Here is a 19,925-nt window from a genome sequence, read left to right on the forward strand (position 1 = left end):
GTCAGGGCAGCCCGCCGAACAGCGGGCTCAACGCCGCCTGAATCGGATCCGGAGGCGGCACGAACGCTGGCGGCGCCGTAGTGGAATGCGCAGCGGGCGCCGGGCTTGACGCTGCCGGAGCTGTTTGCGCCACAACGACTGTCGCGGTCGGCTCCTGATGTAGGCCGGCCTTCGGTGCCACCGCTTCCGTGGCCGGTTGCTCGGTGCCCTCTGCCGCGATGGCGATATGCGGGGCGACGCCCGGTACCGCTTCGGGTGACCCGATCGCGGCCGGTGCCGGTGCCGGTACCGGAACGGGAATCACCTGTTTCACCACGATAGGGACGACCGGCGCCGACGGCACCGCATGGACGCTGATCGACGGGCCGACGTCCGACACCGCGGCCGCCGGAATCATCGGCGCCGTCTCGGCCGAAGGGTCGACCCCGGCGTCCGGCGAATCCCAGCGGGCGAGTTCCGGACCGAAGGCGAACAGGGCGATCACGCCCGCCGCGAGGACCATCGTGGCCCGGCCGTGCGAACCCAACCGGCGCCGGGAGCGCAGCCGCGTCGACTTCCTTGACGGTGTGGACGGCGCGGCAGCACTGAGTACCGGTCCGGACAGCGCGGCGCCGCGGGCCAGCGCGAGTTGGGTGTCGCCGTCGAATTCATCGGCGGGCTCGAGCGTGCGGGCCCACGTTCGAGCGGCGTCCGCCATCCGTACCGTCGCCACCTTCGTAAACCCCAAGTCGGACAGCGACTTCCGGAGCAGTTCGGCCTTCGCGCCGACATCGGCGCTCCACGTCATGTAGACCGCGTCGACCCGATGGCCGCTGGCGGACGCGATCGCCCGCGCGCCCCGCACCGCTGCTTCGTGGGTGGAGATGTCGCCGTCGGTGGCGACGTCGGCGACGACGGTGAAGTGGTCGTGATCCACCGTCTTCGCCTCGGCGTCCACGCCTTCGAGCAGGACCCACGCGATACCGGTCGATGTCATCGACAGTCCGAGCACCGTGTCCACGCCGCCTCCCTTCTTGCCCGGATTCCGCCGCACCCGCGCTGCGCAGTCAAGATCGGCGAAGCGAGCATAATTTGCTTCGCCGCGCTCGGCATCTTGAAAGCCTGCGGGCACCTAGCGACCCGTCATTGGAGTGCGTTTGCCGGGTCCGCTCCGTTGACTTCTCGTTAACGGCGTCCGGCGTGATGTCACGTATTGGCCCCGCGCGGCGAAATACCCGTATGAGCGCATTCGCCGGTCGCGCGGCCCTCCTGCCCGCCGCGATCACGCTGTCCGCACTGATCGGTGTCCCCGCTGCCCAGGCGGCCCCGTGCCCGGAGGTCGAGATCGTCTTCGCGCGCGGGACCACCGAGCCGCCGGGTGTAGGCGGAATCGGACAGGCCTTCGTCGACTCGGTGCGGTCGCGGTTGGGTGACCGGTCCGTGGGTGTCTACGCCGTCGACTATCCCGCCAGTCGCGACTTTGCGGTGAGCACCCGTGCAGGCGCCGAGGACACCCGTGCGCACGTGCAATCGATGGCCGCGGGCTGCCCCGCGACCAGGATGGTGCTCGGTGGCTACTCCCAGGGTGCGGCGGTGATGGACGTCGCCACCGCCGAGATGGCGCCGACGGTCGTTCCGCACGTCGCCGCGGTCGCCCTGTTCGGCGGTCCGCGCAGCAGCTTTGCCGATCGGCTCTCGCCGGGACCGCTGCCGTCTGTGGGGCCCGACTACGCGGCCAAGACGATCGACCTGTGTGTCCCGAACGACCCGATCTGCTTCGAGGGGGGACGCGACATGGGCGCACACGTCGCCTATGTCCAGGCCGGATTGGTTAACCAAGCTGCAGAGTTCGCTGCGGGGCGGATCTGACTACCGTTTCAAGGCCCATATCTGGTAGGAACTAAGGCGGTCCTAACACCCCCTAGGGAGGAGCTCCGCCGAGGTGAATTCCTGGTGAGCGCTCCCACCGCGCCTTCAACCGAACACGCCGCGCATTCTGAACGGTCTGCCCTGGCCAAGTGGATCCGGCGGCTTGCCCTACCCATCATCGTCGGGTGGATCGCGCTGATCGCGTTGCTCAACGTGACCGTGCCGCAACTCGAGGTCGTCGGCCAGATGCGCTCGGTGTCGATGAGCCCTTCGGAGGCTCCGTCGGTGATCGCGATGCAGCGCGTCGGCCAGGTCTTCGAAGAGTTCGAATCCGACAGCTCGGCGATGATCGTCCTCGAGGGCGAGCAGCCGTTGGGCGACGATGCGCGCCGCTACTACGACGAACTCGTCGACAGGCTCGAAGCCGACGACAAGCACGTCGAGCACATCCAGGACTTCTGGGGCGACCCGCTGACAGAGGCCGCGGCCGTGAGCGCCGACGGCAAGGCCGTCTACGTCCAGGCCTATCTGGCCGGCAACATGGGCGAGGCGCTGTCCAACGAGTCCGTGGAAGCCGTCAAGAGCATCGTCGACAGCATCCCGCCTCCGCCGGGGGTGAAGGTCTTCGTCACGGGCGGGTCCGCCCTGGTGGCCGACCAGCAGATCGCCAGCGACCGCAGCATCCGCATCATCGAGTACGCCACGTTCGCCGTCATCATCACGATGCTGTTGCTGGTCTACCGGTCGATCGGCACCATGCTCATCACACTGGTGATGGTCTTTCTGGCGCTGGCGGCCACGCGCGGAGTGGTGGCCTTCCTCGGGTACCACGACCTGATCGGGCTGTCGACATTCGCGACGAACCTACTCGTGACGCTCGCGATCGCGGCGTCCACCGACTACGCGATCTTCCTCATCGGGCGCTACCAGGAAGCCCGCACGCTGGGTCAGGACCGAGAGTCGGCGTTCCACACCATGTTCCGCGGCACCGCCCATGTGGTGTTGGGCTCGGGTATGACGATCGCCGGCGCCACCTTCTGCCTGTCGTTCACCCGGCTGCCGTACTTCCAGTCACTGGGTGTGCCGCTGGCGGTGGGTATGACGACGGCGGTGTTCGTTGCGCTGACGCTCGGTCCGGCGATCATCACGATCGCGACCCGTTTCGGTCTGCTGGAACCCAAGCGCGCCATGCGCATCCGTGGTTGGCGCAAGATCGGCGCCGCGATCGTGCGCTGGCCCGGGCCGGTCTTGCTCGCGACCGTCGCATTGTCACTGGTCGGATTGTTGACGCTGCCCGGGTACCAGCCCAACTACAACGACCGTTTGTATCTGCCCGCCGATCTGCCGGCGAATCAGGGCTTCGCGGCCGCCGAACGGCACTTCTCCCCCGCGACCATGAATCCTGAGTTGCTGCTCATCGAGACCGATCACGACCTTCGCAACTCGGCCGATTTCCTGGTGATCGACAAGATCGCCAAGGCGGTATTCCGGGTGCCGGGCATCTCACGGGTCCAGACCATCACCCGCCCCAACGGCAAGCCGATCGAATTCAGCACGATCCCAGCGCAAATGAGCCTCGGCGGGGTCGGCCAGGACCTAAACCGCAAGTACAGCCAGGACCGCATGGCCGACATGCTGGTGCAGGCCGACGAGATGCAGAAGAACATCGACACCATGACGCGGATGATGGCGTTGATGGGCGAGATGAACGCGACCACGCACAGCATGGTGCAGAAGACCAAGACCATGGCCGCCGACACCGCCGAACTGCGAGATCACATCGCCAATCTCGACGACTTCCTGCGCCCGATTCGCAACTACTTCTACTGGGAACCGCACTGTTTCAACATCCCGGTGTGCTCGTCGATACGGTCGATCTTCGACACCATCGACGGCACGAACAAGCTGACCGACAACGTCCAGGACCTGATTCCAGATCTAGAGCGCCTCGATGCGCTGATGCCGCAGCTGCTGGCGCTGATGCCCGAGCAGATCGAGTCGATGCGCACCATGCGGACCATGATGCTGACGATGCACGCTTCTCAAGGAGGCATGCAGGATCAGCAAGCCGCCATGAGCGAGAACCAGTCGGCGATGGGCGATGCCTTCAACGACTCGTGGAACGACGACACGTTCTACCTGCCGCCTGAGATCTTCGACAACGAGGAATTCCGGCGCGGCATGGAGAACTTCATCTCGCCCAACGGTCATGCGGTGCGAATGATCGTCCAGCACGAGGGCGATCCCCTCAGCGCCGACGGCATCGAACGCATCGACGCGATCAAGCAGGCCGCCAAAGAGGCCATCAAAGGCACGCCGTTCGAAGGGGCCAAGATCTATGTCGGCGGTACCGCCGCGGCGTTCAAGGACATGCAAGAGGGCAACAATTACGACCTGATGATCGCGGGCATCCTCGCGCTGGCGCTGATTTTCACCATCATGTTGATCATCACGCGCAGCGTCATCGCCGCCGCGGTGATCGTGGGCACCGTCGTGTTGTCGCTCGGGGCGTCCTTCGGTCTGTCAATTCTGGTGTGGCAGCACATTTTGGGCATCGAGCTGCAGTTCATGGTCATGGCCATGGCGGTGATCATCCTGTTGGCCGTGGGTGCGGACTACAACCTGCTCCTTGTGGCCCGGTTGAAGGAGGAACTACCCGCGGGCGTCAACACCGCGATCATCCGGGCCATGGGCGGCAGCGGATCGGTGGTGACCGCGGCGGGCCTGGTGTTCGCGTTCACGATGATGTCGATGGTGGTCAGCGAATTGACCGTGGTGGCGCAGATGGGCACCACGATCGGCATGGGTCTGCTCTTCGACACATTGGTGATCCGCGCGTTCATGACGCCGTCGATCGCCGCGCTGCTTGGCCGGTGGTTCTGGTGGCCGCAGCGGGTGAGGGCCAAGCCTAGGCCCGTGCCATGGCCCGCGCCGAAACAGCCGACGCCGTAAAGCAACCCAGCATCGTCCAGCCGAAGGCTCCGGTCAGCCCGTTCTTGGCCAGCAGCACCATCGCCACGCCCGCGAGCACGATCAGCACACCGGCCGCGACCGAACGTGCCCCGGTGGCGCCCACTGGTGCGTCCCACCACGGCAGGCGGCGATGCTCGAGCGGCGAGAGCAGCCGGAACAGGGCGAACATGACGACGGCGAACACGGCGGCGCGAAGTGCGAGCAGTGCCCAAAAGTGCGGCGCATCAACGTCATACGCATCGAGTCCGATCGCGTGCAGTGAGAACGCGGCGATGGCGATCGCCACGATGTGCCAGAGGTACAGCGTCATCGCTCCCCCGTTGCCGACCGCGACGACGTACCAGACCCGCGGGCGCTGAGCCCACCGCTGGATCGCCCCAGCGCAGGCGATGAACGCTGCGGACACCCACGTGCAGTGCAACGCGAGAAGCAGGGTGGGCGGCGAGACGTTCGACAGGTGCTCGGTTCCGGTGACGACCAGCGACACCTCGTAGGGCCCGACCACCGCCAGCACTGTCTGCGCGACGAGCGCACCGGCGCCCACCGCGAGCGCGACGCGCGGGCCGATCAACCGTCGCGCGTATCCGACGCCCAGCGCGACCGGGATGAGCCAGACGATGACGATGTTCGCGACCCCGGCCATCGGAGCACCGACCGAGAGCCGGATGGTGTCGACGACCGTGGCCGCGGCCAGCAGACCGGCCACCAAGACCGCGACCTGGCGGCCTGTCGACAGTCGGGTCAGAGCCGGGACGAAGGCGAGCACGACAAGGTACACGCCCAAGAACCACAGCAGCGCGACGGACTCGCGACCGAGGTCTGCGGCGGAGTCCGGGCCCAGGGTCAGTCGCACGGCGAGCAGTCCGACCGTCCAGGCCGCCAGGTACCAGAAGACGGGACGACACAATCGCTGCGCACGAGCGACCAGCCACGTGCCCCACGACTTGCCTGCATGCCAGCCGTATGCCCCCGCGGCGCCTCCGGCGAGGAAGAACAGGGGCATGACCTGCACGATCCAGGTCACCGGGGTGAGTGCCGGAATCTCTCCGAGGATGTTGCCGATTCGGACGCCGCCGGAGTCGATGGTCGCCAGCAGCAGCGCGCAGTGGCCGAACATGACCACGATGAGCGCGGCCAGGCGGGCGACGTCGACGGCGCGGTCCCGGGTCGGCGGGGTGTCGGCGGCCAGTTCGTCGGCGCCCGACAGAGGCTTGGTCAGCGGCATGAGTTCAGCATGCCCCGGCAGGCCGCGGCTCCGCTTGAGTAGTACTACGTGACGCGTCCCGAACAACGCGCAGGAGACGCGTCCGCGGTCGGTCTTCCTCGTGTATTGGATCGGCCCGCCACCGTGAGGTGACGGGCCGATCGTTGGGGGGTTCAGGGCAGCCGGGTGAGCACGGGGAGCTTGCCGGCCGGCAGCGCCGGACGCACGCTGGCCGGATTGCGCTGGGGTGCGGTGGTGATGACGATCTTGCCGCCGCGGCAGGAGACGAGCTTGCCGTCGACGAAGACGTCCTGCCCGTCGTCGATCGGGATGTCGTAGCCGTCCGCGTCGGTGTAGGTGCATCCGCCGCCGCCGGGTGTGGGTTCGTTGTCGACGGCATATGCGGTCGCCGGGGCGAACACGAAGACGGCCAGGGCGCCGACGAGCGTGGCGGCGTACTGGAGTCGGGTCCGGCGAGCGTGTGTGGTGGTCATGTCGTTGTCCTCTCGGGGTGGTGCGGGGTGTTGAAAGAAATGATTGCGGGTCAACGGGGGGCTCCGTAATCGCCGCGAAGCCAGAATTCGTTCGCGTGTGGGGAGGCTTTTCTATCCCCGCGGCAAGGGCCCACACGGTCGACTGCTTGCGTTTGAAAGCAATGCGTGACGACGCGTCGTTTGTTGCGTGACAGCGAATCTGGGTGGGTATACGAGGCCAAAACGTCCACCTGCGAAAGGCGACAACGATGGCAGAGCCCGAGTCCGGCCAGTGGAACGTCGCGGCCAAGGAGAACAGGGTTTACCTCGAACGCACCAATGATGATGGCGAGTTGTTGTTCGGGGACTCAGTTGAGCCGCATGAAGCGCGCCAGCTCGCACGGGCGCTGACGAAATTCGCAGACAAGCTCGACGACTCCTCTCGGTCCCGCGATGAGGACGACTCCGACGACTCGGATGATGACGACAAGTCCGACGACGACGACGACAAGAACGAGGACGACGACGACGAGGACGCCGACGACGAGGACGATAAGAAGTCGGACTGAGGTTGCCCAGCGGCGACTGAATCCCGCTCTCCCACAAGGCTGCCGGGGTATCCCCGCCACCCCTTGTTGGTTTCCAGCTGGGTCGCCGCGCTGCGCGACGCATCAATCGTTATCAGAAGCAGCGCCCATCGTTATCAGAAACACCGCCGTACTTCGTGCGGTCGACGGCCGCCCTGTTGCACGATTGCTTCACGCGCCGCGATGTAGGGGGCATTGCTGCGCTGATTAGTTGGAGACGGCTGCCATGGGGAGGAACACATGCGCCAACCAGTGACGGCATTCGGTGCTGCGATGGTTTGTCTTCTGGTCGCCGGGTGTGCCAGCTCGGTCGGCAATGCGGTCACGACCACACCCACGCGCACGTTGATTCCGCGCCCTCTCGTGGAGCGCGAACTGGACGAGCTGCTGTTGACGGCGGACGAGCTGAACGCCGCGATGGGCGCGACGAACATGGCGGTCACGAGCGCTGGAAGTTCGATGTCGGACAACAGCGCCACGATGGAGCCGCAGGAGTGCCTGGGCATCGACGGGGCGGCGGAGGCGCCGGTTTACGGCGACAGCGGGTTCCAGGCCTCACGGGATCAGAGCCTCAACGACGGAGATAAGTTCGCGCACTACGTGAAGCAGGCCGTCGTGTTGTATCCGCTTGTGAAGAAGGCCAGCGCCTTTCTCGATGCTTCCGCACAGCAGTGGCCGGCCTGCCACGAGTACACCCACCTGCAGAGTGGGACGAAGTGGACGGTCGGGCCGATCACCCACGCCGACGACGTGCTGAGCACCGTCGCGACTCTGCAGAACGCCGCTGCGCCCGGGTGGGCCTGCGGGCACGCCGTCGCGCTGGAGAACAACGTCATCATCGACGTGAACACGTGCAGCGCCAACCCGGGCGACTCGGCCCAGCGCATCGCCAAACAGATCGCCGAGAAGGTGGCCGCTCGCTGGTGATCTGTCTGCCGACCAGGTGGCGGACCGCTTCGCTTCCGGCGATCGGCAACGCGTCAAGCCGGAGATCACCAGGTTGCCCTTACCCCCTTTTGCCCACGCCCTGGTTCGTGTACAGGGTTTGCCCACAAATCGAAAAAGACACCTCCCGAAACCTCGGAAAGTGCCTTTGACCTGCGTCGGGCTGACAGGATTTGAACCTGCGACCACTTGACCCCCAGTCAAGTGCGCTACCAAACTGCGCCACAGCCCGCAACGCCGCCGGGATCGCCGGCAGCAGGTCGAAATGCTACCGCAGGCCCCGCCTGCAATCCCAACCGCCACCTGGCGCGCAAACCTCGAAGCTCGAACGCCTAGCGAGTGGCGCTGGGCACCGCATCGACCTCCGCCGCGGTGGCCGCCGGCTCCACGATGCGCCGGTAGCGCCACGCCACGTAAAGCGCAGCAGCCCAGCCGATTACGATCAGCGTGTACACCGCCGAGGACCACGGCCATTCGATACCGAAGTAGTGCACGAGCTTCTGGCTGTTGGTCAACACGATGACGCCGCCCACGGCCGTGCCCAACAGCGCGGGCCGAATCCGGCTCACCAGCCACGCGGCGAACGGGGCGGCGACCACGCCGCCCACGGCAAGTCCGAGCACCACCGGCAGGTTCTCGACGAACTCCTCGCGCAACCCGATACCGAAACCGACCGATGCCGAGGCCGCCACCAGGAACTCCGAGGCGCTGACCGAACCAATCACCGTGCGCGGGGCCATCTTACCGCGCGACAGCAACGTGCTCGTCGTCACCGGGCCCCAGCCGCCGCCACCGGACGCGTCGATGAACCCGCCGAACAACCCCAGCGGGCTGAGGAACCTCGCCGTATGCGGTGTCTCACCGTGCCGCATCACCGGAGGGTTGCGCAGCGAGAACCGCAACAGCACGTAGATTCCGATCGCGACCAGGATCCCCGCCATCAGCGGGGCGGCATGCTCGGTCGACAGCGACGACAGCACGGTCGCACCTACGAATGCCCCGATTGCACCGGGCAGGCCCAGCTTCAGCACGATCGACCAGTCGAGGTTCTTGAACCGCCAGTGCGACAGACCCGAGGCCAGCGTCGTGCCGACCTCGGCCAGGTGCACCGCGGCGCTCGCCTGGGCCGCTCCGAGGCCACTGAGCACCAGCAGCGTCGAGGCGGTCACGCCGAACGCCATGCCCAGCGCGCCGTCCACCAGCTGCGCTCCGACACCGACGAGCGTGAATATCAGAAGCGAACGCACAGGTTCGACTGCTTTCAGAAGTGGTCAGCGCGGCGGGGCCGACCAGACGGACAGTGGGCGCGAAATCAGATGCGCGCGCGACACCACTCGTCGAAGGCGATGATCCGACGTGACGGCCAGAACGGCTCGAGAGCGCAGAGGGCAGACGGCGCGGTGCGGAATCGGCGTTCGGCCACCCGGCTCCCCTTCCTGGTCGGTCAGCTTCGACTAACCATACAGAACTGCTCTAGAGGGTCAGCAATCGATACAGCCCGATGATTCCCACCACCACGATCACAGCCCTCAGCGCGTTGGGCGAAAGTCGGCGACCGTAGCGGGCCCCGAGGAAGCCGCCGACCAACGAACCGGCCGCGATCAGGCCCGCCGCGGCCCAGCTGATCCGGTCGAACGCCACCAAGGTGTACGCCACCGCGGCCACGATGTTGACCACCATCGACAGCAGGTTCTTGGCGGCGTTCATGCGCTGCATGTCCTCGGGGAGCAGCGCGCCCATCGCCGCAATGAGCAGGATCCCCTGCGCCGCGGTGAAGTATCCCCCGTAGATCCCGACTGCGAACGTCGCGAAGACGACGCTGGCCAACTGGAACCGCGACACGTGCTCGGCGGACTGCCCGGCCGCTTCGGCCCGCGAACGCGCATAAGACTGGATCCGTGGGCCGACGACCACGAGCACCAGAGCCGCGACCAGCAACACGGGCACAACCTGCTCGAACACCGTCTCTGGCAGGTGCAGCAGCAGCCACGCGCCGAGCACCGCTCCCGCGAACGATGCCGGGATCTGCCAGCGGAGCCGGTGCCACTGGCCCCGCAGTTCGCGGCGGTATCCCCAGGTGCCCGACACCCCGCCGGCCACCAAACCGATGGCGTTCGACATCGTCGACGTCACCGGCGGATAGCCCAACGCCACCAGGGTGGGAAAGGTAATCAGGGTGCCGGAGCCGACGAGCGTGTTGATCGCGCCCGCTCCCAGACCCGCCAACGCGATGAGGACCATGTCGACGACGGGCACTTGGGCAAGGCTAATCGTCGATTTGTGGAGCGGTAGCGGCGCCCACCGCCGGTTGCGCTCCACAAATCACCGAGAGCGGGGTCCCCGCTTCTCGCGCATCCGCACGTTGATCCGGATCGGGCTGCCCTCGAAGCCGAACGTCTCGCGCAGTCGCCGCTCCAGGAACCGCCGATAGCCGGCCTCCAGGAACCCCGAGGTGAACAACACGAACGTCGGCGGGCGAGCTGTGGCCTGGGTGGCGAACAGGATCCGCGGTTGCTTACCGCCGCGCACCGGCGGCGGATGCGCCGCCACCACTTCCTTGAGGAACGTGTTCAATCGCCCCGTGGATATGCGGGTGTCCCACGACTCGAGCGACTTCTCCAGGGCCGGCACCAGTTTCTGCACCGCGCGGCCCGTCTTGGCCGAGATGTTCACCCGCGGCGCCCACTGCAGCTGCACGAGCTCGCGGTCGATCTCGCGGTCCAGCAGGTAGCGCCGGTCCTCGTCGACCAGATCCCACTTGTTGAATGCCAGCACCAGCGCCCGACCCGCTTCGATCACCATCGACAGCACGCGCTGGTCCTGCTCGGTCAGTGGTTGGGAGGCGTCGATCAACACGATCGCCACCTCGGCCGCGTCGATGGCGCCATGCGTGCGCACCGACGCGTAGAACTCGTGCCCGCTGGCCTGCCCGACCTTGCGGCGCAGACCCGCGGTGTCGACGAACCGCCACATCTTGCCGTCCATCTCGATCAGCGAGTCGACCGGATCGACGGTGGTGCCCGCGACGTCGTGGACGACAGAGCGCTGATCACCGGCCAGCCGGTTCAGCAGCGAGCTCTTGCCCACGTTCGGCTTACCCACCAACGCGACCCGGCGTGGCCCGCCCCCGCCGCCCGACATCTCCGACACCGCGGGCAGGGCGTCGATCACGGTGTCGAGCAGGTCGGCCACACCCCGGCCGTGCATCGCGCTGATCGCGTGCGGCTCCCCCAGACCCAACGACCACAACATGGCGGCGTCGGCTTCCCCGCGCTCGCTGTCAACCTTGTTGGCCGCCAAGAACACCGGCTTACCGGAGCGTTGCAGCAGTTTCGCTGCCGCCTCGTCGGCGGTGGTGGCCCCGACCACAGCGTCGACCACGAAGATGATCGCGTCGGCGGTGCGCATCGCCACCGACGCCTGCTCGGCAACCAGCTGTTGCAGACCCTTAGCGTCGGGTTCCCAGCCGCCCGTGTCCTGCAGAATGAACCTGCGGCCCAACCACAACGCGTCATAGGACACCCGGTCGCGCGTCACCCCCGGTACGTCCTGCACGACGGCTTCGCGCCGGCCCAGGATCCGGTTCACCAACGTCGACTTACCGACGTTCGGTCGCCCGACGACGGCGACGACGGGCGGCGCCGTCGCGGCCTCCTCGATGGCTTCGGCTATATCTCTTGCCGAGTCTTCTGCGATCTTCCAATCGCTTTCGTCGACCCAGGTTCCGTCCTCGCTCATCGCTGCGCTCCCGCTCGCTCCCGCACGAGGTGGGTCAGGTGCTCGATCACCTCGGGCTGCGTCATCGCGCTGGTGTCGACCACGACGGCGTCGTCGGCGGGCCGCAGCGGCGACACCGCCCGCGTCGAGTCGAGGTGGTCACGCCGCTTGACGTCGGCCAGCACCGCCTCGTAGTCGTCGTCCAGACCGCTCGTCTTGTTCTGGTCGTTGCGGCGGCGGGCACGCTCTTCGGCCGACGCGGTCAAGAAGATCTTGAGATGGGCTTCGGGCAGCACCACCGTGCCGATGTCGCGGCCCTCCACGACGACGCTGTCCTGTCCGGCGGCCAGCGTGCGTTGCAGGTCGACGAGCCGGGTGCGCACGGCGGGCACCGCCGAGACCGCCGACACCGCTTTAGTCACTGCGTCGCCGCGGATCTCTGTCGAAACGTCTTCTCCGTCAAGGTAGGAGCGGTCTTCGTCGGGGTCGTAGCCGACCGCCAGTTCGGCGTTTGCAGCCGTCGCCGCGACGGCTTCGGTGTCGTTGAGGTCGACACCGGCACGCAGGACGGCCAGCGTGACGATCCGATACATCGCGCCGGTATCCAGGTAGCGTGCGTTCAGTGCACGCGCCAATCCCCTTGACACCGTTGACTTCCCAGTTCCCGCGGGACCGTCGACGGCGATGACCAGTGACGTCACAGGCCGACCGCCTTGTACAACTCGCCGAGCTCCTTCTGGGTCAGCACCCGGATGCTGCCAGGGCGCTGATCACCGAGCGCGACGGTGCCGATGTCGGTTCGCACCAGCTCCTGCACCGGATGGCCGACCGCTGCGAGCATCCGACGCACGATCCGCTTGCGGCCCTCGTGCAGGGTGACCCGCACCAGCGTCTTGCCGGGAACCTTGTCGACGACGGCAAAATCGTCGACCCGCGCCGGTCCGTCGTCGAGTTCGACGCCGTTTCGCAGTTCACGGCCCACACCGCGTGGCACCGCGCCCAGCACGGTGGCCAGGTAGGTCTTGGGCACCTCGAACGACGGGTGCATCAGCCGGTGGGCCAGCTCCCCGTCGTTGGTCAGCAGCATCAGCCCCTCGGTGTCGGCGTCGAGCCGGCCGACGTGAAACAGCTTCTTGTTACCCCGAACCCGGTGCTCGACGAGGTCACCGATGCACGGGCGGCCCCGGTCGTCGGACATCGTCGAATGCATGCCCCTGGGTTTGTTGATCGCCAGGTGCACCAGCGTGTCGTCGAGCGTCACCCGTGCGCCGTCGACGCGGATCACCGAAACCTCGGGGTCGACGCGGGTGCCCAACTCGGTGACGACGCGGTCATCGACCTCCACACGTCCGTCCCTGATCATCTTCTCGGCGACCCGGCGCGACGCAATTCCCGCCTGCGACAACACTTTCTGGAGCCGCACGCCTTCAGGTTCAGCCATGTGCATCGGTGTCCACGTCGAAGGCCAGCGGCTTCTCGGGCGCCGGAGCACCGCTGAGTTTCATGAAACGCGGGTCCTCGTCGAGGGTTTCGCTGAGGTCGTCGATCACGTCGACGTCGGGGAGCAGCGGCGCGATGTCGGGTAGGTCGGCCAGCGATGTCAGACCCAGCCGCTCCAAGAACAGTTCAGTGGTGGCGAACGTCACTGCGCCGGTGTCGGGATCGGTGCCCGCCTCGGTGATCAGGCCGCGGGCCACCAGCGTGCGTATCACCGCGTCGACATTGACACCGCGAACCGCGCTCACCCGGGCGCGAGTCACCGGCTGCCGATACGCCACCACGGCCAATGTCTCCAGCGCCGCGCGCGTCAGCTTGGAGCGCGCCCCGTCGAGGAGCAATCGTTCCACGTACGGGGCGTAGCGCGAACGCGTGTACATCCGCCAGCCACCGCCGGCCTCGCGCAAATCGATACCGCTGTCGCGGGCGGAGTATTTCTGCGCCATCGCCTGCAGTTTGGCCGCGACCCGGTACGGCGGCTGCTCGATGGCCAGCGCGAGTTGCTCCACGGTGGCCGGGGTGTCGACCACCAGCAGCAGCGCCTCGAGCACCGCGCCGAGTTCACCGTCTTCCAGTTCGGGCGGTTCGGCGACGTCGATCCCGAGATCGGTGGCGTCGGCCGCGGCGTCCTCGTGGTCGAGGTCCGTCGCGACCTCGTCGAGGTTGTCGTGGTCTTCGCTATCCATACTGATCTTCTTCCACCGCCAGGTGTTGGTGTGTCGGTCGCTCGCCGGTCCACGAAATCTGCAGCACACCAAGCGCTTCAGGTTGTTCGAATGCTACCGCCCTGGCGCGGTACAGCTCGAGCAGCGCCAGGAACCGCCCGACGATCTCGATCGGCGCTTCACAGTCGGCGACCAGATCCCGGAACGACGCCCACTGCCCGATCCCGCGGCTCTCCAGCAGTGCCATCAGGTTACCGATCTGCTCGGGCACCGACACCGCCGCATGGTGCAGATGTTCGGTGCTCACCGTCGGAACCGGCCGCGGTGTGAATGCCGCCGCGGCTATTTGTGCGAAGGCCTCGGCGTCCACACCGATCATCACTTCGGGCAGCAGCTCGGAGTAGCGCTCCTCCAGCGCGACCGCGCGCGGGTAGCTGCGCAGCGCGGCGGCTTCCAATTCGGCGAACATCTCGGCGACGTGCTTGAACGCGCGGTACTGCAGCAGGCGGGCGAACAGCAGGTCACGCACCTCGAGCAGGGCGAGGTCCTCTTCGTCGTGGACCTCGCCGGCCGGCAGCAACCGCGCCGCCTTCAGATCGAGCAGTGTCGCGGCGATCACCAGGAACGCGGTGGTCTCGTCGAGTTCGAGCTGTGGGCCGATCGCCTTGGTGTAGGCGATGAACTCGTCGGTCACCTGGTGCAACGCCACCTCCGTGACGTCGAGGCGGTGGGCGAAGATCAGCTGCAAGAGCAGATCGAACGGGCCCTCGAAATTGCTGAGCCGGACCTGAAAACCCGACTGCGGAGCGTCGTCCGAATCCGGAGTTGTCGCGGCTTCGGTCTCCGTCACCGGGTCATTCACGCGCCGAACCGGTGGATGACCTCGCGAGCCAGAGATCGATACGATTGCGCCCCACCGGATTTCGGCGCCCATGTGGTGATCGGTTCGCCGGCGACACTGGTTTCGGGAAAGCGCACCGTGCGGGTGATGACGGTGTCGAACACAAGGTCACCGAAACGTTCCACAACCCGGGCCATAACTTCGCGTGAGTTTACGGTGCGCGGGTCGTAGCGGGTGATCAGGATGCCGCTGATCGACAGCTTCGGGTTCAGCCGGTCGTGGACCTTGTCGACGGTGTCGGTGAGCAGCGCCAGGCCGCGCAGCGAGAAGAACTCACACTCGGTGGGGATGATCACACCGTCGCTGCACGCCAAGCCGTTCACGGTGAGCAAGCCGAGCGACGGCTGGCAGTCGATCAGGACGTAGTCGTAGCGGTCCAGCACCGGGTACAGCGCACGCGCCAGCGACTGCTCGCGACCCACCTCGTTCACCAGTTGGATCTCTGCCGCCGACAAATCGATGTTGCTGGGCACGAGGTCGAGGTTCTTGACCCGGGTGTGGATCAGCACATCGTCGATCGACACCCGCGGTTCCACCAGCAGGTTGTGCACCGTGTGCTCGAGTTCGTAGTGCGGCACCCCCAGGCCCGCCGACAGTGCGCCCTGCGGGTCGAGATCGACGAGCAGCACCCGGCGGCCGTACTCGGCCAGGCTGGCGCCGAGGTTGATCGTCGACGTGGTCTTGCCGACCCCGCCCTTCTGGTTGCACATCGCGATGACCTTGGCCGGACCGTGCGTCGTCTTCGGCTGCGGTTCGGGGATGTCCCGCGGTGGACGGCCGGTCAGGCCCAGGGTTTCCGGCGTTCCGCCGCCTCCCGCGTCGTCGCTCATGCCTGACCGTCGCTGGTCAGGCAGTTCACGGGCATGGCGGACATCCGGGCAAGTTTAACGGCAGGAACGTGCCAGGTCAGCCAGACCCGCAGGCGAGTTGAGAGCCGATTGAGCCGCGTCGCGTCCTAGGCTGACGCCATGGGCTTGAGGCAACGGATCCCGCTGCTGAGGTGGTCGTTCCTGCGATTGGCGCTAGGCGTGCGCAACATCTCCAGCACCGGTCAGGTCGGTGACGGGCGCGAGGCCGCGCTTCGCGACTACGTGGTGGCCAACGCGCGGCAGGGTGACATCGACGACGTCCTCGCGACGATCGACCGGTTCGCCTACGAGGAGTCCTTCCTGATCAATGTCGGCGACCAGAAAGGCGCGATCCTCGACGCAGCGGTGCGCCGCGCCGACCCTCGCCTGGTGCTCGAGCTCGGCACCTACTGCGGATACGGTGCCCTGCGGCTGGCCAGGGCGGCACCGTCGGCGCGGATCTACTCGGTCGAACTCGCCGAGGCCAATGCCGATATCGCCCGGGATGTCTGGGCGCACGCCGGCGTCGCGGACCGCATCACGTGTGTGGTCGGCACGATCGGCGACGGCGGACGCACCCTCGACGCGCTGGCCACCGAGCACGGGTTCGGCCCGGGTCTGCTCGACTTGGTGTTCATCGACCACGACAAGGCCGCCTACCTGGCCGATCTGCAGAGCATCCTCGACCGCGGCTGGCTGCACCGCGGCTCCGTCGTCGTCGCCGACAACGTGAAACTCCCCGGGACGCCGAAGTACCGCGAATACATGCGCCGGCAGCAGGGCACGTTGTTCGACACCGTGGAGCACAAGACGCACGCGGAGTACCAGTCACTGTTCGCCGACCTGGTTCTCGAGTCCGAGTATCTGGGCGGACAAAAGCCTTAACGGGTGGATTCCACGCAGCTGGTGCGGGCGATCACCCCGTTAAGGCCAACGGCTACCGCGCCCGCGGATGGGCGCCGGCCCAAACCTCGCGCAGCGCGTTGACCGTGACCATGGTGTAGATCTGGGTCGTGGTCACCGAGGCGTGGCCGAGCAGCTCCTGCACGACACGGACGTCGGCGCCGCCGTCGAGCAGATGCGTGGCGAACGAGTGCCGCAGCACGTGCGGCGACACCGCGGAGGTGATTCCGGCGCGCTCGGCGGAGTCCTGCAACACCTGCCATGCGCTCTGCCGCGACAGCCGCCCGCCGCGGGCGTTCAGGAAAATCGCGGGTGTACCCCGGCCGCGGCGCGCCAAGTCAGGACGACCGCGCACGAAATAGACGTCGAGTGCGGTCACCGCCGGCCTGCCGATCGGGACCAGCCGGTGCTTGCCGCCCTTGCCGCGCAGCAGCACTGAACGGGCATGGGTGTCGACATCGTCGATGTCGAGCCCCACTGCCTCCGAGATGCGCGCCCCGGTCGAATACAGCAGTTCCAGCAGAGCGCGGTTACGCAGCGTGAGAGGGCTGTCGGCGTCGCTGTCGCCGCCCGCTGCCTCGAGGAGGGCCAACACCTCGTCGAGCGACAGGCTCTTGGGCAGCCGCCTGCTCGGGGTCGGCGGCTTGACGTCCGAGGCGACGTCCAGTTCGGTCAACCCCTCGGCCGTCGCGAAGCGGTGCAGGCCTCGCACCGCGATCAGTGCTCGCGCCGCCGACACCGCCGACAGGGGGGCGGTTCCGACCTCGGCGTCTCCGCGGCGCAACGCCACCAGAAACTCGCTGACATCGGTCTGGGTCACCTCTGTCAGGTCGTCGATACCGCGCGCGGTCAGGTGTTCGATGTAGCGACGCAGATCGCGGCGGTAGGAGCTCAATGTGTTGGCGGCCGCACCGCGTTCGATGGTCAGGTGGTCGAGATAGCCCTGGACTTGACCTTCGAGCGCGGATGTGAAGGTCGTCACGGGTGCCCCTGACGGCGACCGAACGCGGTGGGCCGATCGGTCCACGGTGCGTCGACGCTTCTCAGCGCGTCCGGGTCGGTGACGGTGTTGGCCGCCAAAATGCCGCTGACGGCAATGGAATTGACGATCTCGCCGGCCAGCACCATGCGTACCGCCTCGCCGAGCGGATACCACCGCAGCGTCAGGTCGGCTTCCTCGTCGCGGGCTTCGGGGCGTCCGACGTCGGTGAGCCCGGTGGCCAGATAGACCCGCACGCTCTCGTCGCTGAAGCCCGGCGCGGAGTCGAGATCGACCAGCACGCGCCAATCGGTGGCCGATAGTCCGGCCTCCTCCTCGAGTTCACGCGCGGCGGTGACGTGCGGCGGTTCGCCTCCGAGGTCGAGCAGGCCAGCGGGCAACTCCCACAGGCGACGCCCTAGCGGATGCCGGTACTGGTAGACCATCGCGATGTTGCGGTCCTCGTCCATCGCCAGCACCGCGACGGCACCGTAGTGCTCGACGACCTCGCGGCGGGCGGTATGGCCGCCGGGCATGCGCACCTCGTCGGCGCGCAACGCGAAGATGTTTCCGACGTAGAGGGTTTCAGAAGAGACCGTCTCGAAGTCATGGTCAGCCACGAGTCGCGGGCTCTTGCAACAGGGCCCCGACCTCGGCGCCGTGCTCGACGCCGTTGGACCGCTGCTCGGGGATGTCCATACCGGGCAAGCGCTCCTCGGCCTTGTAGTCCAGGGCCGCTCCCACAAACGCGACGAACAACGGGTGCGGCCGGGTGGGCCTGCTCTTGAGCTCGGGATGGGCCTGGGTGCCGACGATGAAGCGGTGCGTGTCGCGCGGATACTCAACGAACTCGACGAGGTGGCCGTCCGGAGAGGTTCCCGAGAACCGCAGTCCGCTCTCGGCGATGCGGTCGCGGTACTGGTTGTTCACCTCGTAGCGGTGACGGTGGCGCTCCGACACCTCGGTGGCGTCGTAGGCTCGCGCTACGATCGAATCCGGTTCCAAAACAGCCGGATACGCGCCCAGCCGCATGGTGCCGCCGAGATCGGCCTCCCCTGCGACGGCGTCGCGTTGATCGGCCATGGTGGAGATCACCGGGTGCGGGGTGGTCGGGTCGAACTCCGCGGAGTTGGCCTCGGTGATGCCGACCGACCGGGCTGCCTCGATCACGATGCACTGCAGCCCCAGGCACAGCCCCAACACGGGCAGACCCCGCTTGCGGGCGTACTGGATCGCACCGATCTTGCCCTCGATGCCGCGGATGCCGAAGCCACCGGGTATCAGCACCGCGTGCACATCGGCCAGCGCCGCGGCCGCGTCGCCGTCGACCTCGCAGTCGTCGGAGGCCACCCAGCGCATCTCCACCTTGGCCCGGTGCGCGAACCCGCCCGCTCGCAACGCCTCGGCCACCGACAGATACGCATCCGACAAGTCGATGTACTTGCCCACCAATGCGATTCGCACTGTCTCGTGCGGTTCGTGCACCCGCTGAAGCAGGTCGTTCCATTGTGTCCAGTCGACGTCGCGGAACGGCAGGTTCAACCTGCGCACGACGTAGGCGTCGAGCTCCTCACGGTGCAGCACCTTCGGGATGTCGTAGATCGACGGCGCGTCCGGGGTGGAGATGACGCCGTCGATGTCGACGTCGCACATCAACGCGATCTTGTTCTTCAGAGGTTCAGGGACATCCCGGTCGCAGCGCAGGATCAACGCGTCCGGGGTGATGCCGATGCTGCGCAGCGCGGCTACCGAATGCTGAGTCGGCTTGGTCTTCAGTTCACCCGACGGGGCCATGTAGGGCACCAGCGAGCAGTGCAGGAAGAAGCAGTTCTCGCGGCCCACCTCGTGGCGGACCTGGCGCGCTGCTTCGAGGAATGGCAGCGATTCGATGTCGCCGACCGTGCCGCCGATCTCGGTGATCACCACATCGGGACGCCTGCCGTCGACGTCCGGCGCGGCCATCTCCAGGATTCGTGCCTTGATCTCGTCGGTGATGTGCGGGATCACCTGCACGGTGTCGCCGAGGTACTCACCGCGGCGTTCCTTGGCGATGACCGTCGAATACACCTGTCCCGTGGTAACGTTCGCCGACCCTGACAGGTTGCGGTCGAGGAAGCGCTCGTAGTGGCCCACGTCGAGGTCGGTCTCGGCGCCGTCCTCGGTCACGAACACCTCACCGTGCTGGAACGGGTTCATGGTGCCGGGGTCGACGTTGAGGTACGGGTCGAGCTTCTGCATCGTCACCTGCAGGCCGCGCGCGGTCAGCAGCTGCCCGAGGCTCGAAGCGGTGAGTCCCTTGCCGAGTGAAGAGACGACGCCACCGGTGACGAAGAGGTGCTTGGTGGCCGTTTGCGGATGTTTGCGTAACGCTGGCAAGAACGACCT

Annotated in this window: 19 protein-coding genes and 1 tRNA gene; 5 read left to right on the forward strand and 15 right to left on the reverse strand. The window is 66.9% G+C overall.

Going from position 1 to position 19,925, the window contains the following annotated elements:
* Nucleotide 1: 1 nt before the first annotated feature.
* Nucleotides 2-1,000: a DUF7159 family protein gene (locus AAHH99_RS20565; RefSeq protein WP_418770360.1), complete on the reverse strand. Its 999-nt coding sequence runs from the start codon at nucleotides 998-1,000 to the stop codon at nucleotides 2-4.
* Between the two features lie 218 nt (nucleotides 1,001-1,218).
* Here AAHH99_RS20565 and AAHH99_RS20570 point away from each other — a divergent pair, with 218 nt between their 5' ends.
* The gene (locus AAHH99_RS20570) at nucleotides 1,219-1,848 is read left to right on the forward strand and encodes a cutinase family protein (RefSeq protein ID WP_418770361.1); all 630 of its coding nucleotides are present in this window, start codon (nucleotides 1,219-1,221) and stop codon (nucleotides 1,846-1,848) included.
* Between the two features lie 84 nt (nucleotides 1,849-1,932).
* Nucleotides 1,933-4,800 (forward strand): RND family transporter, encoded by a 2,868-nt coding sequence (locus AAHH99_RS20575; RefSeq protein WP_418770362.1) that lies wholly within the window; start codon nucleotides 1,933-1,935, stop codon nucleotides 4,798-4,800.
* On the opposite strand, the gene AAHH99_RS20580 is transcribed toward AAHH99_RS20575, so the two are convergent.
* Nucleotides 4,757-6,046, reverse strand: a complete 1,290-nt coding sequence (locus tag AAHH99_RS20580; protein WP_418770363.1) for an acyltransferase family protein — start codon at nucleotides 6,044-6,046, stop codon at nucleotides 4,757-4,759. The genes AAHH99_RS20575 and AAHH99_RS20580 overlap by 44 nt on opposite strands.
* A 152-nt stretch (nucleotides 6,047-6,198) precedes the next feature.
* Nucleotides 6,199-6,519 carry a hypothetical protein gene (locus tag AAHH99_RS20585; RefSeq protein WP_066808895.1) on the reverse strand — a complete coding sequence of 107 codons (321 nt, stop codon included), beginning with the start codon at nucleotides 6,517-6,519 and terminating at the stop codon, nucleotides 6,199-6,201.
* 248 nt (nucleotides 6,520-6,767) lie between these two features.
* Between AAHH99_RS20585 and AAHH99_RS20590 the strand changes: the two genes are divergently transcribed.
* Nucleotides 6,768-7,067, forward strand: coding sequence for a hypothetical protein (locus AAHH99_RS20590; protein ID WP_418770364.1), 300 nt, complete (start codon nucleotides 6,768-6,770; stop codon nucleotides 7,065-7,067).
* A gap of 258 nt (nucleotides 7,068-7,325) precedes the next feature.
* Nucleotides 7,326-8,012, forward strand: a complete 687-nt coding sequence (locus AAHH99_RS20595) for a sensor domain-containing protein (protein WP_418770365.1) — start codon at nucleotides 7,326-7,328, stop codon at nucleotides 8,010-8,012.
* Between the two features lie 176 nt (nucleotides 8,013-8,188).
* On the opposite strand, the gene AAHH99_RS20600 is transcribed toward AAHH99_RS20595, so the two are convergent.
* The 9 genes from AAHH99_RS20600 to AAHH99_RS20640 all read right to left on the reverse strand — a co-directional run bounded on the left by AAHH99_RS20600 (nucleotide 8,189) and on the right by AAHH99_RS20640 (nucleotide 15,640).
* Nucleotides 8,189-8,262: transfer RNA gene (locus tag AAHH99_RS20600), tRNA-Pro, on the reverse strand.
* Between the two features lie 100 nt (nucleotides 8,263-8,362).
* Nucleotides 8,363-9,277: a sulfite exporter TauE/SafE family protein gene (locus tag AAHH99_RS20605; RefSeq protein ID WP_418770366.1), complete on the reverse strand. Its 915-nt coding sequence runs from the start codon at nucleotides 9,275-9,277 to the stop codon at nucleotides 8,363-8,365.
* Between the two features lie 226 nt (nucleotides 9,278-9,503).
* Nucleotides 9,504-10,271, reverse strand: coding sequence for a sulfite exporter TauE/SafE family protein (locus tag AAHH99_RS20610; protein WP_418770714.1), 768 nt, complete (start codon nucleotides 10,269-10,271; stop codon nucleotides 9,504-9,506).
* Between the two features lie 81 nt (nucleotides 10,272-10,352).
* Entirely contained in the window at nucleotides 10,353-11,768 is a 1,416-nt protein-coding gene (der, locus tag AAHH99_RS20615; protein ID WP_418770367.1) for a ribosome biogenesis GTPase Der, read from the reverse strand.
* Nucleotides 11,765-12,448: a (d)CMP kinase gene (cmk, locus tag AAHH99_RS20620; RefSeq protein ID WP_418770368.1), complete on the reverse strand. Its 684-nt coding sequence runs from the start codon at nucleotides 12,446-12,448 to the stop codon at nucleotides 11,765-11,767. The genes der and cmk overlap by 4 nt, the downstream gene beginning before the upstream one ends.
* Nucleotides 12,445-13,188, reverse strand: coding sequence for a pseudouridine synthase (locus AAHH99_RS20625; RefSeq protein ID WP_418770369.1), 744 nt, complete (start codon nucleotides 13,186-13,188; stop codon nucleotides 12,445-12,447). Before AAHH99_RS20625 ends, cmk begins: the two co-directional genes overlap by 4 nt.
* Nucleotides 13,181-13,930, reverse strand: coding sequence for an SMC-Scp complex subunit ScpB (gene scpB, locus AAHH99_RS20630; protein WP_418770370.1), 750 nt, complete (start codon nucleotides 13,928-13,930; stop codon nucleotides 13,181-13,183). Before scpB ends, AAHH99_RS20625 begins: the two co-directional genes overlap by 8 nt.
* The gene (locus tag AAHH99_RS20635; RefSeq protein WP_064396540.1) at nucleotides 13,923-14,759 is read right to left on the reverse strand and encodes a segregation/condensation protein A; all 837 of its coding nucleotides are present in this window, start codon (nucleotides 14,757-14,759) and stop codon (nucleotides 13,923-13,925) included. The genes scpB and AAHH99_RS20635 overlap by 8 nt, the downstream gene beginning before the upstream one ends.
* An 8-nt stretch (nucleotides 14,760-14,767) precedes the next feature.
* A complete protein-coding gene (locus tag AAHH99_RS20640; RefSeq protein WP_066843232.1) occupies nucleotides 14,768-15,640 on the reverse strand; it encodes a ParA family protein in 873 nt (290 codons plus the stop codon).
* 138 nt (nucleotides 15,641-15,778) lie between these two features.
* Between AAHH99_RS20640 and AAHH99_RS20645 the strand changes: the two genes are divergently transcribed.
* On the forward strand, nucleotides 15,779-16,543 hold the full coding sequence (locus tag AAHH99_RS20645; protein ID WP_418770371.1) for an O-methyltransferase: 765 nt from the start codon (nucleotides 15,779-15,781) through the stop codon (nucleotides 16,541-16,543).
* A gap of 52 nt (nucleotides 16,544-16,595) precedes the next feature.
* Here AAHH99_RS20645 and xerD read toward each other — a convergent pair whose 3' ends face one another.
* From xerD to AAHH99_RS20660, 3 genes are read right to left on the reverse strand one after another with little or no spacing between them, the layout of a single operon-like run.
* The gene (gene xerD / locus AAHH99_RS20650; RefSeq protein WP_418770372.1) at nucleotides 16,596-17,543 is read right to left on the reverse strand and encodes a site-specific tyrosine recombinase XerD; all 948 of its coding nucleotides are present in this window, start codon (nucleotides 17,541-17,543) and stop codon (nucleotides 16,596-16,598) included.
* Nucleotides 17,540-18,160, reverse strand: a complete 621-nt coding sequence (locus AAHH99_RS20655; RefSeq protein WP_418770373.1) for an NUDIX domain-containing protein — start codon at nucleotides 18,158-18,160, stop codon at nucleotides 17,540-17,542. Before AAHH99_RS20655 ends, xerD begins: the two co-directional genes overlap by 4 nt.
* Nucleotides 18,153-19,916: a CTP synthase gene (locus AAHH99_RS20660; RefSeq protein WP_068201881.1), complete on the reverse strand. Its 1,764-nt coding sequence runs from the start codon at nucleotides 19,914-19,916 to the stop codon at nucleotides 18,153-18,155. The genes AAHH99_RS20655 and AAHH99_RS20660 overlap by 8 nt, the downstream gene beginning before the upstream one ends.
* Nucleotides 19,917-19,925 lie beyond the last annotated feature (9 nt).

The organism is Mycobacterium neumannii, from assembly GCF_048452905.1.
GTDB lineage: Bacteria > Actinomycetota > Actinomycetes > Mycobacteriales > Mycobacteriaceae > Mycobacterium > Mycobacterium neumannii_B.

What these genes read in the sequence shown, in the direction of transcription:
- AAHH99_RS20570 (WP_418770361.1), top strand. Translation starts at nt 1,219, where the DNA reads ATGAGCGCATTCGCCGGTCGCGCGGCCCTCCTGCCCGCCGCGATCACG.
- AAHH99_RS20580 (WP_418770363.1), bottom strand. Translation starts at nt 6,046, where the DNA reads ATGCCGCTGACCAAGCCTCTGTCGGGCGCCGACGAACTGGCCGCCGAC.
- AAHH99_RS20585 (WP_066808895.1), bottom strand. Translation starts at nt 6,519, where the DNA reads ATGACCACCACACACGCTCGCCGGACCCGACTCCAGTACGCCGCCACG.
- AAHH99_RS20590 (WP_418770364.1), top strand. Translation starts at nt 6,768, where the DNA reads ATGGCAGAGCCCGAGTCCGGCCAGTGGAACGTCGCGGCCAAGGAGAAC.
- AAHH99_RS20595 (WP_418770365.1), top strand. Translation starts at nt 7,326, where the DNA reads ATGCGCCAACCAGTGACGGCATTCGGTGCTGCGATGGTTTGTCTTCTG.
- AAHH99_RS20610 (WP_418770714.1), bottom strand. Translation starts at nt 10,271, where the DNA reads ATGGTCCTCATCGCGTTGGCGGGTCTGGGAGCGGGCGCGATCAACACG.
- der (WP_418770367.1), bottom strand. Translation starts at nt 11,768, where the DNA reads ATGAGCGAGGACGGAACCTGGGTCGACGAAAGCGATTGGAAGATCGCA.
- AAHH99_RS20625 (WP_418770369.1), bottom strand. Translation starts at nt 13,188, where the DNA reads ATGGCTGAACCTGAAGGCGTGCGGCTCCAGAAAGTGTTGTCGCAGGCG.
- scpB (WP_418770370.1), bottom strand. Translation starts at nt 13,930, where the DNA reads ATGGATAGCGAAGACCACGACAACCTCGACGAGGTCGCGACGGACCTC.
- AAHH99_RS20640 (WP_066843232.1), bottom strand. Translation starts at nt 15,640, where the DNA reads ATGAGCGACGACGCGGGAGGCGGCGGAACGCCGGAAACCCTGGGCCTG.
- AAHH99_RS20645 (WP_418770371.1), top strand. Translation starts at nt 15,779, where the DNA reads ATGGGCTTGAGGCAACGGATCCCGCTGCTGAGGTGGTCGTTCCTGCGA.